At 65.9% G+C, this 13,421-nt stretch carries 12 protein-coding genes; 5 read left to right on the forward strand and 7 right to left on the reverse strand.

Annotated features, from left to right (window positions below):
- Positions 1-20: 20 nt before the first annotated feature.
- From ACSFCA_RS08385 to ACSFCA_RS08415, 7 genes are all read right to left on the reverse strand, one after another.
- Entirely contained in the window at positions 21-926 is a 906-nt protein-coding gene (locus tag ACSFCA_RS08385) for a 2OG-Fe(II) oxygenase (RefSeq protein WP_435459273.1), read from the reverse strand.
- A gap of 19 nt (positions 927-945) precedes the next feature.
- Positions 946-1,617: a hypothetical protein gene (locus tag ACSFCA_RS08390; protein WP_435459272.1), complete on the reverse strand. Its 672-nt coding sequence runs from the start codon at positions 1,615-1,617 to the stop codon at positions 946-948.
- Between the two features lie 51 nt (positions 1,618-1,668).
- Positions 1,669-2,322, reverse strand: coding sequence for a hypothetical protein (locus tag ACSFCA_RS08395; protein WP_435459271.1), 654 nt, complete (start codon positions 2,320-2,322; stop codon positions 1,669-1,671).
- The gene (locus ACSFCA_RS08400) at positions 2,319-3,722 is read right to left on the reverse strand and encodes a cytochrome-c peroxidase (RefSeq protein WP_435459270.1); all 1,404 of its coding nucleotides are present in this window, start codon (positions 3,720-3,722) and stop codon (positions 2,319-2,321) included. Before ACSFCA_RS08400 ends, ACSFCA_RS08395 begins: the two co-directional genes overlap by 4 nt.
- Positions 3,723-3,881: 159 nt before the next feature.
- Positions 3,882-6,341, reverse strand: a complete 2,460-nt coding sequence (locus tag ACSFCA_RS08405) for an alkaline phosphatase family protein (RefSeq protein ID WP_435459269.1) — start codon at positions 6,339-6,341, stop codon at positions 3,882-3,884.
- Between the two features lie 558 nt (positions 6,342-6,899).
- Positions 6,900-8,111 (reverse strand): MFS transporter, encoded by a 1,212-nt coding sequence (locus ACSFCA_RS08410; protein WP_435459268.1) that lies wholly within the window; start codon positions 8,109-8,111, stop codon positions 6,900-6,902.
- A 110-nt stretch (positions 8,112-8,221) separates the two neighbouring features.
- The gene (locus tag ACSFCA_RS08415) at positions 8,222-9,193 is read right to left on the reverse strand and encodes a LysR family transcriptional regulator (RefSeq protein WP_258353110.1); all 972 of its coding nucleotides are present in this window, start codon (positions 9,191-9,193) and stop codon (positions 8,222-8,224) included.
- Positions 9,194-9,267: 74 nt separating this feature from the next.
- On the opposite strand from ACSFCA_RS08415, the gene ACSFCA_RS08420 reads away from it, so the two are divergent.
- The 5 genes from ACSFCA_RS08420 to ACSFCA_RS08440 are packed head-to-tail and all read left to right on the forward strand — an operon-like array spanning position 9,268 to position 13,414.
- Entirely contained in the window at positions 9,268-9,837 is a 570-nt protein-coding gene (locus ACSFCA_RS08420) for a GAF domain-containing protein (RefSeq protein ID WP_435459267.1), read from the forward strand.
- 2 nt (positions 9,838-9,839) lie between these two features.
- Positions 9,840-11,441 (forward strand): FAD-dependent monooxygenase, encoded by a 1,602-nt coding sequence (locus tag ACSFCA_RS08425; protein WP_435459266.1) that lies wholly within the window; start codon positions 9,840-9,842, stop codon positions 11,439-11,441.
- A 4-nt stretch (positions 11,442-11,445) separates the two neighbouring features.
- Complete coding sequence (locus tag ACSFCA_RS08430; protein WP_435459265.1) at positions 11,446-11,853, forward strand: VOC family protein; 408 nt, start codon at positions 11,446-11,448, stop codon at positions 11,851-11,853.
- Positions 11,850-12,641, forward strand: coding sequence for an alpha/beta fold hydrolase (locus ACSFCA_RS08435; RefSeq protein ID WP_435459264.1), 792 nt, complete (start codon positions 11,850-11,852; stop codon positions 12,639-12,641). The genes ACSFCA_RS08430 and ACSFCA_RS08435 overlap by 4 nt, the downstream gene beginning before the upstream one ends.
- On the forward strand, positions 12,638-13,414 hold the full coding sequence (locus ACSFCA_RS08440) for an ABC transporter ATP-binding protein (protein ID WP_435459263.1): 777 nt from the start codon (positions 12,638-12,640) through the stop codon (positions 13,412-13,414). The genes ACSFCA_RS08435 and ACSFCA_RS08440 overlap by 4 nt, the downstream gene beginning before the upstream one ends.
- Positions 13,415-13,421: the final 7 nt, after the last annotated feature.

A 13,421-nucleotide genomic window follows, 5' to 3' on the forward strand; every position in this document is an offset into this window, starting at 1 on the left:
GATGGGCACGAAGATGATCTTCAAAGCCCCGCGAAGGGCCTCGCGACTTCGCCGGCGGCCACGAAGCGGCGCTCGCGCATCCACTTGGTCATGACCCACTTCTCGCCCTGGGTCACGGTCGCGCTGGCGTGCAGGGAGCGCGTGTCGACGCGGCCGTTTTCATCGGCGTACTCGAAGTAGCAGGCATTGCCGCGAATCGGCGAAACCGCCAGGCCAAGTTGCGGGAAGACGGTCTGGCCGCCGTCCTGCACGTCGTTGAGATAGGTCACCAGGGTGCTCACGCGCTGGCCGCTTCGCGCGATGGATTCGCGGTTGGCGACGTTGGTGGGCGCCAGGTAGTCATAGTGAGGCTCGCTGCCTGCGCCGGTCGGGTAGTACAGCACCTGCAGCCCCTCGCCGTTTTCCAGCGGAAGGTTCATCAGCGCCGACAGGCGCCGATCGAGACGGGCGACCAGATCGTTCTCGCCCAAGCGGAAGAACATGCCCCAGCTGGCGCGCTTGTCGCTCACCACATCGCGGCCGCTCATCGGATCGACCAGCGTGGAAGGCTTAAGGCGCGGGCGCGCCATTTCGATGATGTCCTTGCATTCGTCGGCGTCCACGACGTTGCCGAGCGCAGCAAAGACCGGGTCTTCGCCGCGCGAGTGCACGACGATCTCGCGGTCGGCTGCCGAAATCCGCGTGCCCGGTGCGAGTCGTGCCACGGGCCTGGACGAAGCCTCGTCCGGCAGTTCGATGGCGTCGGCCGGCATCGCTGCGCCACGCTGGCGCGCATCGACATAGGCCGCGACGATGGCCTGCGCCGCGCGCTCGTTCATGCCTTGCTTGAGCATGGTGGTCACCAGCGCCTGCGGCGCCTGGCCGGCATTGAGGTTGTGCGTGAGCCAGCGGCCCAGATCAGGCGAGAAGCGGATGACGGTGCTCATGAGTCACCACAGGTGCGAGTCAAACCGGCTCCATCCGGGCGACCCAGCCCTTGTCGCCGAGCGTGAAGCCCTGGCGAAGCTGCAGCTGCCCGCCCGCGCCATTCGTGATGCGCGTGATCATCGGGAACACGCGCTGCGCGTCGGCGCTCTGCATCCAAGGCGCCGTGTCGATCTGGTAGGTGTAGCTCACCACCGCCAGCGGATGGCTTGCGTCGGATGCATCGACCTTGACGTCGACGATCTTCTCGCGCTTGAGATGCGCCACGCAGAAGTCGTTGGCGTGCTCGGTGCCGTGGTTTGCGTACGGATGCGGCTTGTAGAACTTGCGGCCGGCGTCGGTCAGCTCGAATCGTTTGACCGCGCCGTCCGGGTTCTCGCTGCTCTTCGGTACGGAGACGATGGTGCTGTGCACCAGGCCCAGTTGTTCCATCACCGGAAACTGGATGGCGTGGCGTGCACCGGAGCCGGCCTCGGCTTCGGTCAGGTCGATCGGCCAGTCGAACATTGAAAGGCAGATGTCGCCACGCTGGGCCAGGTGGTCATCCAGTGCAGCCGCGAGGTTCTCGGCGGTGGGTGCCTTGGCATCGTGGCTGGCGCTGCACGCGGCCAGCGCGCAGACGATGGCGATGCCCGTCAGGGTCTTGATCGAAGTCCGGGTATGCCGGCTCGGGCTGATAGAGCGGAGATTCATGGGGTCTCTGGTTGATTTACGGGTAGCAAGCAGTGCATGGCGATCGCGGACCTACTGCGCATCCAGTTCGTCCGCGACCCAGCCGCGCCGCGTGAGGTGAACGCCAAGCCGCACCTGCATCGTTCCTTCGCGCTGGATGGCGCGCGCCAACAGCGGGAAGACCTGCTGCACTTCGGGCGCTGTTGCCCAGGGATCGGGCACGATGCGGTAGGTGAAGAGCAACGAGGTCGCGGTGCGGCCATCGCGTGTTTGCGGCGGGTCCCAGCCGATCAGGCGATCCAGGCTCAGGGTGGCCGCGCAGAAGTCGGCCGGGTGCGTGACCGTCTGCGTCGTGGTGCGTATCACCACGGGCACCTGCAGGTAGTACTTGCGCCCCGCATCGGTCAGCGCGTATTCGCGGGCCGGCACGGTGATGGCGACATCCTTGCCGGTCACCAGGCCCAGCTTCTCGAGCACCGGCATCTGCTGCGCATCGGGTTCGTGCGATCCGGCCGGCACCGTGATCGGCCAGGCGTATTTGGCAAGGCACACGTGCCCGCGCTGCGCGAGATAGTCGTTGACCGTCGCCGTGAAGTTGTCGCGGTCCGGAAAGCGCGCCTGCTCGTTGTCGCACCCGGCGAGCAAGGCCAGCGAGGCCAGCAGCGCCAGCACGGACGCGGCGCTGCCGATGCGCAGGGCAAGGGCTGAGGCTGTGTTCGTCTTCACTTCACGCACCTGCCCGTGGTCGGTGCGGCGGAGGGAGGCTGGTAGCCGTCACTGAACGTGCCCAGAAAGCAGACCAGGTCGGCGATCTGCTGCGGTGTCATGACCGGCGGGGAGCCGGGTGCGCGCGGCTGCGTGCCGCTGGCAAGCGTCTTGTCGCCGCCCTCGCCGGTCCCCATCGGAACTTCCTCGTCGATGCTGCCCTGCTGCGAGGCCGGCAGGTCGTTGTACTTGTTGACCGCTGCGCCCGGCACATGGGTGGGTTGCAGCGCCCAGCCCGGGTTGGCCTGCGGCGCACCGGCGGCGTCGTTGTTGGCGGGATACCAGTACTCCGGGTTGGTGTCGCGCGTGTTGTAGAAGTTGACGACCTGCTCCAGCGAGTGGAGCACGCCGTTGTGAAAGAAGGCCCCCCGCGTCGCCACGTTGCGCAGCACCGGAACCTTGAACATGCCGCAGTACGGGTTTGCCGTGTCCGGCATGGCGGGCATGTGGTCGGTGCGGTAGGGGCCGCACAGTCCCATGTCGAAGTATTTCGGGTCGTCGTTGGCCGGAATCGGGTCCGGATTGTTCGGGATCGATCTGTCGTTGCGCGGCGCACCCAGGGTCTGGTAGGTGAAGTCGGTCATCAGGCCGGTGCTGCCATTGAAGTTGGCGCCCGTGTAGTGGCAGCCCGAGCAATTGGTGACGCCGGTGCTGTGAAACAGAACCTCGCCGCGCCGCTCGGCCGGCGTCAGCGTGCCGCCGATCTTGTTGAAGACATAGAGGTCGTACTTGCTGCTGTACGGGTGAAAGCTCAGGTCTTCCGTCTCCAGCGCCTGGATAGCGGTGCCGAGAGCGTCGAAGGCCTTGTCGGTGTTGTTGAACACATCGGCACCGAAAGCCTGTTTGAACAAGCCTGCATAGGTGCTGTTCTGAACCACCTTCACGACCGCTTCCTTCGAGGTGTTGTTCATCTCGACCGGATTGAGCAGCGGCATCCCGGCCTGTATCGCCAGCGTCGCCGCGCGGCCGTCCCACATGAGACCGCCACCGGGCGAATTGGTGGTCACGCCGTCAGGGTTCGGCGCGTCGTCGCTGTAGGCCGGCGTCGATGCCCTGTAGCGCAAGGAGGGCACGGCGCGCGCGCCGGTTTGCGTGATGTCGGAACCCAGCTGCACCGAGATGCTGTTCGGTGGGCCGTAGGCGTATTGCGGGTCATGGCAGCTCGCGCACGACATGTTCTTGCCGCTCGACAGGTTCTTGTCGAAGAAAGCCAACTGCCCGACCTGCGCGCCCAGGCTCAGGGGCGGCTTGCGCGGGCCAGTGGTGCTGCCTGCCGTCGTTGCAGTGCTCTTGCCGTCGCAAGCCACCAAAGCCAATAGCGCTACCGAGAGCACCATGACGAGCGGGACTGTCTTGTCCATTACCAGATTCATCATTCACCGTTGCATCTCGCAAGAGCTGCCTTGTCGCCTTGGATGAGTTCGCCTTGCGCGAGCTCGAAGGCCAGAAAAAGCTGTTCCAGGCGGGCCCCGCAAAGGATTCCGCCTGGAACACCGCACGCCTGGGGGGCGGCCTTCGGCTTACTTGGTCGCCCAGACGTTGTTCTGGCTCGCGTCGGGACCGACTTGCGGGGTGATCTGACCTTCCAGCTTGCCCGTAGCGGCGTCCTGCACGCCGACGATGTCATTCGCGTACAGCTTCTGGGTGTAGTTGGCCGGGATCACGTAGGCATGGTTGATCGGTCGCACGGAGTCGAAGTGCGTGTCCGCGCTGCTTTGGTATTCCGGCAGCGCAAGGATGTTGGCCGTGATGAACGCTTCCGTGTATTTGGTGCGGTTCAGGTACGACGCATCCACGGCCGGGTCAGCGATCTGGAACATGTCCTGCAGCGTGCGCAGGAACGCGAAGTGGCTGTAGGCATCGCTGTCTGCAACCTGCTTCTTCGCCGTGCCCAAGTCTTGCTGGTTGGACATGATGCCGAAGATCGAGTTGCCGTGACCGAAGTTGCCTCCGGCGTAGTTGGCCGGTGGGGTGGTGGCCGTCGCCTTGCCGTTCGCGTCCACGGTCACCGGCGCGGCGCCGGAAGCTGGGCCGCCCGCGTTCCAGCCGCAGCAGGAGCCGTTGTTGCCGCCTTCACCTTCGTCGTACATCACGACGATCGCAACGCGCTTGTGCGGGTTCTTCCACAGCGCCGAACTCCGGATCTTGTTGACCACCATGCCCAGGTAGATGTCGGCGCGCACGGTGCCGGCGGCCTGGCCGTCGTTGTTGGTGTTCGCGCAGCTCGTGTCGGAGCCGACACCGTGCATGTCGTCGCACTGGTCCGGAACGATGAAGTTGATGTTGCCCACATCGCCCGTGTCCAGGTCCTTGCCGAACTGGTCGTAGATCCAGCCGCTCGGAACCGGGAAGATCGATGACTTGAGCCAGTCCGCTTCCTGGTACTGCGTGCCGAAGATGGTGCGGTTGTTGGCCACGAAATCGGGCAGGCTGCGGGCGCCCTGGAAGGCGATCGACGGGCCGTGCTTGACCTTGTAGAGGCCACCTTGCGCGGGGAAGTTGGGGGAGCCGACGAGGGTGGCCGGGGCGGAGCCGTCGAGGTTGGTGGCGCCCTTGAGCTTGCTCGAGTCGTAGGTGGCGGTAACGACATTGTCGAGGATGCTGTCGGCGCGCACATCCTGGCCGGGGTTCATCGACTCGCTGTAGGTGCGGATGGTCAGGCCCGCCTTGGACATCGCCGTGAACAGGTTGCTGCCCGGGATGTTGTGCACGGTGCCGCCGGTCGGGTTATCACCGCAAGTCGCGTCGGCTGCGGAGTAATGGGAGCGGCTCTGGCTGTTCGCCGGCGGGAGCTTGCCCTGAGCGGGCATGGTCTGGCCGTCAGAAGCCGTGCCACCGGCGAATGCAACGTCCTTGATGTCGTAGGGAGCGACAGCGCCGCAACCGAACCAGTTGTCGTCGGTGATGCCGAAGTCGTCGCCGCCACCCAGCGCGGTGTAGTTCGGCTCGGACGGGTTGCCAGTCGAGTAGTACGTCTTCAGCTGGTTGTAGTTGTTCAGGATGTAGTTGATGTTGGCCGCACGCGGGTTGCCGACGATCACGTCGGTCGATTTGTTTTCCTCGACGATGACGAAGATGTTGTCGTATGCCGGCACGCCTTCCACGTTGAAGGCCGCCTGCTGCGCCTGCGCGAAGGTGATGGGCGTCTGCTTTTGCGCCGGCACCGTGGGGGTGGCCTTGCTGCCATCGCTGTTGGTGAGCGTCACGCTCGACAGGCCGACGAGGCGGGGGTCGCCGCCCGCGACGGCCAGGTTGTCGGGGAACAGGTCCTTGCGGTCGAGCTTGGTCGTCGCGTAGGTGTAGCGGTTGGTCAGCTGGTTGTCTTCATACAGCGCCGCGTACTGGGTCGCGCCGGCCAGGGCGTTGACGTCTGCCAGCGGATCGGTGAACGCGGCCGTACCCAGATTGAAGGTCGGCCCATTGAGGCGTGCGACGAGGTTGGCCTTCTCGGCCGCGTAGCTGCTGCCGTTGGCTTCCACCAGGCGTTGCGCTTCGCTCGACAGCGGGCTGATGACGATCTTGCTCGCGCCCTGGTCGGCGATCTGGGCGGCCGAAGCGCGCAGGATCAGATGGCTGGCCACGGTAGCGCCGGTGGCGGTATTGATCGCGGCGGTGCCGATATCGGCCACCAGCGGTCCGGTCTGCGTGGTCGTCAGCGTGAACTTGCCGCTGGCATCGGTGACGGTCGAGACTTCGCCGCTGTCGAGCACGCCGTTGCCGTTGGCATCGACGAAGACCGTGGCCTTCTGGTAGTAGCCAGGCTTCAGGGTCGGGTTGCCCGTGGTGCTGCCCGGCACGTAGCCGCTGGCGGTCACCACGCCGCTGAAGGTCGTGCTGGTGCTGGTGGGAGTGCCGGCGGGCGGAGTGGTGATCGGGAAGAAGCCGCCGCCCCCGTCGTTTCCTCCCCCGCAAGCGGCGAGCACGCAAGCCGCAACCGTCGTCAATGACGTGAGCAAAGCTTTTTTATTGAGAATGAGCATGTATATCCTGGGGCAGTGAGTTATGGATGGTTTTTACCGACCGGCAAGGGACAGCTGGGCCGCGTCTTTTTCAGTAAGAAGCGCCAGATCGAGGAGGAATGTAGAAATAACGGGTGACATTCATGTGTCAAAAGAGCAATGAATATCCAATTCACAGAGCACATACCGATCCGTAATTTCTTTGCTTCCAGAATTAACTGACCTCAAGCTGACCATAGAATTAGAAGACGATTAGCAACTAATTCGAAAGGAATTCGAAAGACAGCTTGCAGGTAGAACTGCAGCCTTGCCACCCCGCGGATGGAGATCGGTTCGCGCAGGGCTTCGCCTCCGGAATTTCCTGTCTGGAAATTGGAGATGGAGTTCTGCCTGTGGAGTTCTGAACGGAAATTGCTGCGTCAAGTGCGCCGTTTTTCGGCAGCAATAGATTCACGGAATCGATGAATCCTTTGAGGCACAGCCCTACTTCGACCTGATTGCGGACGAGGAATTAGAGACCCTCAGGTCTACGTGCGAGTTGGCTGGTCATTCAATTGACCACCGCTGAATTTGCGGAATTCAGCGCCCGTGCCGCGGAATCCAATACGCCAGCGTCCCCGCCGCAGCGAAGGCGATCAGTCCGGTCACCGCGATTCCCGCAGCGAGGGACAGCCCACCCGCCAGAAGAGACAGCAACGCCGGGCCGCACGAGGAGCCGATGTCGGACATCAGGCGCCATATGCCGAGGAAGTGCGCGCGCCCGTGACGCGGCGAGTGGTCGGCGCCGAGGGTCATGATCATTCCCGACCCGATACCGTTGCCGAAACCGATCGCCAGTGCAGCGATCAACAGCGTGAGAACGCCGGACGTCAGGGGCATCAGCAGCATCGCGAGCCCCATGATCAGCATCGACGGCACCGCGACCCAGCGCCTGCCCTTCCGGTCCATCACCTTGCCGGCCGGGTAGAACACCAGCATGTCGACACCACCGGCCAGGCCGTAGATCAGCGAAGCCACCGAGGGAGCAAGCATCAGGTGGTCGGCCCACAGCGGGATCACGGCCTGGCGCGAAGCGCGCACCGCGCTGACCAGCACCACGCCGACACCGAGCGTGAGGAACACATGGCGGTGATCCCGCAGCGTCGAGACAACGGACGTCGAAGCCGGCGCCGCCTGCCCGGCCGGGAGCGGCGGCGCCTCGAGGTCGGGAATGCGCGCGCCGATGGCCGCAGCCGCCATCACCGCCACGATGCCGACCACATAGGCCGCCGACAGGCCGAACACATGCACCGCCCCGGCAGCAAGGAAAGGCCCGGCGAACATGCCGATGCGCATGACGCCGCCCAGCGTCGACAGCGCCCGTGCGCGGTATTCGATGGGCACCGCCTCGGTCATGTAGCTCTGGCGCGCGAGGTTGTAGACCGCCTGCGACATGCCCACCATGAAGCACCCCGTGGCGAACAGGCCGAGATGCGAGGTGAGCATGCACAGGAGCATGCCAAGACCGCTCCACACCCCCGCCGCAACGATGGCCCAGCGCTCGCCCCAGCGCATGGTGATCATCGAGGCCGGGATGTTGTTGAGCAGCGAGCCGATGCCGATCATCGCGATCACCAGCGCGGCCATGGGCACGGAAGCACCGAGGCCGCGCGCCGTCAGCGGCACGATCGGCAGGATGGCACCCTCGCCCAATCCGAACAACAGCGAAGGGGCGAAGGCCGGTACGGCGATGCGCCACAGGGAGAACGAAGGCGTGGGGGAAGAGGTCGAAGCGGCGGGCGGGATTGACATGCGCAGAAGGGTTCGGATTTGTTGCCGCCGCCCGCCGGGCGGACAAGGGCGCGGCAATTGTCTCGCCGATGCCGAATGTCTGCAGGGTCCCTCCTTTCCTTTTCCTTTCCTCACCCCGTCCTGCGCTGCATCTCCCGCGCGGTCTTGCCCACCACGTCCCTCAGCGACTGCACCATCGGATGCCCTTCCAGCTCCTTCAGCGTGAAGAAGCTCACCGGCGGCAGGTTCCAGTTCAACCTGTAGGGCAGCGCCGCCCAGTGCCCTGCGCGCTCCATGTCGGCCACCACGTCCCGCGCCAGGATGGCGATCGCGTTCGGCTCGGTCCGCAGCACCATCTCCATGCTGCGGATCGACGTGGTCTCCAGCATCGGCACCGGGGGCTGCACGCCGGCACCCACGAAGATCGCGTTGTAGGTTCTGCGCATGGGCGTATTCGGCGGCGGCAGGATCCAGTCGAGCTGCGCCAGTCGCGCCCAGTCAAGAGGCCCACGCGACAGGCGCTTGACGCTCTTCGCAGCCACCACGAGGCAGGGCTCCTGCTGGTAGATCGCCTCCTGCACCAGCCCCGTTGCATCGCCGTCGTACGAACGGCCGATCGCGCAATCGAGCTCGCGCGCAACGAGGCCGGCGACGAGCTCGTCCGTCGTGCCCTCGCGCGTCATCACCGCCATGCGCGGGGTGCGATCCAGCAAATGAGTGAGTGCCGCGGACAGCAGCTGTTGCGGCACCTGCTGCGTGAGGCCCAGCCGCAGGCGGCCGCTGCGCCCCGCCTCCAGTGAGGTGAGCACGCGCGTGGTGGCCTCCAGCTCCGCGAGCCAGCGCTGCGCGTAGTGCAGCACGGCCTCTCCGGCCGGCGTGGGCACGAGGCCACGGCTGGTGCGCTCGAAGAGCTTGCTGCCGAAGATGTCTTCCGCCTCGCGCAGTGCCTTGGTGATGGCCGGCTGGCTCACCCGCATTTCGGCGGCCACGCGGCCCAGCGTGCGGTGGCGGTCGATGGCCTGCAGCAACGACAACTGCCGCAGCTTCAGGCGGGAGAGCAGTGTGTGCTGCAGGTCGGCGGCAGGGTCACGGGCGGTCGGCATGGCCATAACTCTCAGGTTATCGGGTCATCAGAATTTAATGCACTTCGGTGAATTACGGCGCCTAGACTTTCTTCATGCCCATCGCCACCGCATCGATGCCCATGGCCCTCACGAACGAGCTTCTGGACGTGCTCGCCGAAGCGCGCAGTGCCGACGCAGCCCTGCGCCAGGTGGACCGCATGCGAAGCCTGATCGCAGGCGACGGCATCTTCAGCATCCAGCAGAACGTGACGACCGCGCACGACCCGGCGGGCGAGATCCGGCTGCGCCGCTTCTATTCGTCCGAGGCCGAGCGCTATCCAGCGGGCGGCACCAAGCGCAAGACGCTCACGCCGTGGACGCAATGCCTCTTCGTGCAGGGCCGGGTGTTTGTGGCGGAGGGCGCGGAGGCCGTGGCACCGCATTTCGACGACTTCGAGCAGATGCGCCCGTATGGCCTGCAGAGCGTGATCAACGTTCCCCTGCTCCGGGGCACCGTCTGCTACGCCACGTTCAATGTCTTCGGCACACGCCCCGAATGGCAGCCGCACGAAGTGCTGGGCATCCGCCTCCTGGCACTGGCCGCGGCGCGCTGGGTGCCGGCCGCGCCCGGGCTCGCGTACCGCTTCACCGATATGTCCTTCACTTCGCCGATGGAGAGCTGACCATGCCAACAAAAATTCCTGTCGTGATCGTCGGAGGCGGCCCGGTGGGGCTGTCGATGGCCATTCTTCTGCAGCGCTTCGGCATCGAATTCGTGCTGCTCGAACGCAGCCCGACCACGACCGATCACCCCAAGGCGCGCGGCACGTACACGCGCACGATGGAGATCTTCCGGCAGTGGGGCATCGACGGGCTGATGAAACGCCACGCGCTGCCCGACGGCGCGGACTTCTTCGCGTTCTGCGAATCCATGACCGGCCACGAGTGGGGCCGCACCAACCCCGAGCCCAACGTGGGCCACTCGCCGTGCTGGAAGATCATCCAGTCGCAGGACACGGTCGAGGTGGAACTGCTGGACCATGCGCGCAAGAGCGAGGTCGGCCAGTTCCTGTTCGGCCATGAGTTCGTGCAGTACGAAGAAAGCGCCGACGGCATCGCCGTGAGCGGCCGCAAGCTGGACACAGGCGAGATGCTCACCTGGCAGGCGCAATACCTGATCGCAGCGGACGGTGCCGCCAGCTCGGTGCGCCGGCAGGCCGACATCGAGATGCGCGGGCCGGCCACGCTCGCCGTGATGGCCAACGAGTTCTGGCAGGCCGATCTCTCCCATGTGCGCGATGCGAAGACGTGCGCGGGCTGGCGCGTCTACGCGAAGGAGTCGCCCTACCCCATCACCACCGTGCTCAACACGAACGGCAAGGACCGCTGGCTCAATCTGTTGCCCGTGGGCCGCGAGGTAGACGAGCGCGCCGGCGAGCGCAGCGATGAAGAAGTCGTGCGCCTCGCCCGCACGGTCTCCGGCGTTCCCAACCTCGATGTGAAGGTCATCAACCGATCGGTATGGCGCATGAGCCGCCAGGTGGCCGCAAGCTTCCGCAAGGGCCGCGTGCTGCTGGTGGGCGACTCGGCGCACCGCTTTCCACCCAACGGCGGCTACGGCATGAACTCCGGCATCCAGGACGCGCACAACCTCGCATGGAAGCTGGCGTTCGTGCTCACGGGGCGCGCCGGCCCGCGCCTGCTGGACAGCTATGAGCAGGAGCGCCGCCCCGTGGCCGAATCGAATGCCGACTTCAGCCTGCACAACGCGACGCGCTTCACCCGGTGCGACGAGGCTCTGCGCTCGGGCAACAAGGACCGCATCGACTTCTGGATTCGCGACAGCGACAACCACATCCACAGCATCGGGCAGTCGCTGGGCTTCTGCTACGAAGACGGCGCGGTGATTCCCGATGGCACCGGCAGGCAAGTGACGCGCGCGCGCTGGTACGAACCCACCGACCGGCCGGGTGCACGCTTTCCGCACCTGTGGCTGGACCTGGCACGGCGCCACACCACGCTCGACTGGTTCGACCGGGAGTTCGTGCTGGTCGCAGGGCCCAAGGCAGACGGGTGGATGGAAGCGGCGCGCGCCGTTTCCGGCAAGAGCGGGCGCCTGGTGCAGGCACACCAGCTGGACGACGCCCACGAGAAGGACGGGCTGCTGCTCGGCCTGCGCGGCGCGGTGCTGGTGCGGCCGGACGGGCACGTGGCATTCCGCATGCCGTGGACGCCGTCGGACCCGGCCGCCGAACTGTCCGCCGTTCTCGCCAGGCTGCTGGACTGATGCCATGCCCGTCACCGCACTGCACCACTACACGATCCGCTGCACGCCGGACGAGCTGCCGCCGCTGATCGACTTCTACACACGCGTGATGCGCCTGCAGGTCGGGGCGCGGCCGGAGATCCCCGCGCCCGGGGCCTGGCTCTATGCGGAGGGCCAGCCGATCGTTCACCTGTATGCGCACCTTGCGACGCCGGACGCAGCGAGGCAGCCGGTGACGGGCCACGTCGACCACATCTCGTTCCGGTCGCGCGGACTGAAAGAAATGCGCGAGCACCTCGATGCGCTGGGGGTGTCTTATATCGAGGCGCCGATTCCGGGTTGGGACATCCACCAGCTGTTCCTGAACGACCCACGCGGGCTGAAGATCGAGATGACCTTCTGGCTGGATCAAGAAGAAGGCGGTGCGGCATGACCGACTTCGTGCAGGCCGGCGAAGTGCGTGTCGCCTTCGAACGCGAAGGACAGGGCCCTGCGCTGGTGCTGATGCACGGCGCGGAAGCAACGCGCGGAATGTTCGCAGCGCTGGTGCCGCACCTGTCGAAGCACTTCACCGTGATCTCGTACGACCAGCGCGATTGCGGCGACACCGAAGGGCCCGAGCGCGTGGCGACGCTGGCGGACCTGGCCGGCGACGCACACCAGTTCATCAAGGCGCTCGGGCTCAAGCGTGCGCATGTGTTCGGGTCATCGTTCGGCGGCAGGGTGGCGCAGGCCCTGGCACTGCTGTATCCGCGGGCTATCGACCACCTGGTGCTGGCCAGCACCTGGCCGCTGCCGCGGCCGTATGAAGAGCTGTGCCCGGAGGCGCGCCGCCTGGCCGAACTGCGCAACGGACTGCCCGGCACCGCCGACGAATTGGCGACCTGGTTCTTTCCGGAAGCCTATCTGCAGCAGCGGCCCGAACTGCGGCGCGTGTTCGCGAATGCCCGGCCCGAGTCGGCGCGTTCCCGGCGGCGAACGGCCACCGTGGCAACGGCCCTGGAGAACGGCGTGGCGGACATCGTGTCACCAACCCTGGTGCTGGCCGGCGAACTCGATCGCGTGGTGCCGGCTGCAGTAACGCTGGCCATGGCCGGCCGCATCCACGGGGCGGACGCCGTGCTGCTGCCGGCCATCGGCCATGTGGCGGCCATGCAGGCGCCGGAGGTTCTTGCCCATCACCTCATCCGCTTCCTGAAGCCCGAAGGAGCCAAGGCATGAACAGCACCGACTACATCCGGATCGAGGGGCTGTCCAAGCACTTCGGCACGGGCAGCGAAGGCGTGCTCGCGCTCCAGCAGATCGACTGCAGCATCCAGCAGGGCAGCTTCGTCACCATCGTCGGCCCCAGCGGCTGCGGCAAGAGCACGCTGCTGCGCATCCTGGCCGGACTGCTCGACTACCAGGTCGGCAGCGTGATGCTCGACGGCCAGCCGATCCAGGGCACGCGGCGCGACGTGGGCGTGGTGTTTCAGAGCTCGATCCTGCTGCCCTGGCGCACGGTGCTGGAGAACGTGATGCTGCCGGCCGAGGTGATCGGGCTGGACACGAAGAAGGCGCGCGAGCGCGCCATGCAGCTGCTGCACATGGTTCGCCTCGACGGCTTCGAGCACAAGCTGCCGCGCCAGTTGAGCGGCGGCATGCAGCAGCGCGCCTCGATAGCGCGTGCGCTGCTGCACGACCCCAAGATCCTGTTGATGGACGAGCCCTTCGGCGCACTGGACGCGATGACGCGCGAGCGCATGAACCTCGAGCTGCAGCGCATCTGGATGGAGAGCGGCAAGACCGTCGTGCTGATCACGCACTCCATTCCCGAGGCCGTGTTCCTGGGCGACAAGGTGTTCGTGATGTCGCCTCGCCCGGGCACGCTGGAGCGCGTGCTGCCCATCGACCTGCCGCGGCCGCGAACGATGGAAGCAATGTCGCATCCGGCCTTCGCGTCGGCTTCCGCCTCCATCCGCGAGCGCTTCTCGCACGCCGCTTCATTCGACTGAAAGGACG

It is taken from the genome of Variovorax multivorans, assembly GCF_051216835.1.
Lineage (GTDB): Bacteria > Pseudomonadota > Gammaproteobacteria > Burkholderiales > Burkholderiaceae_C > Variovorax.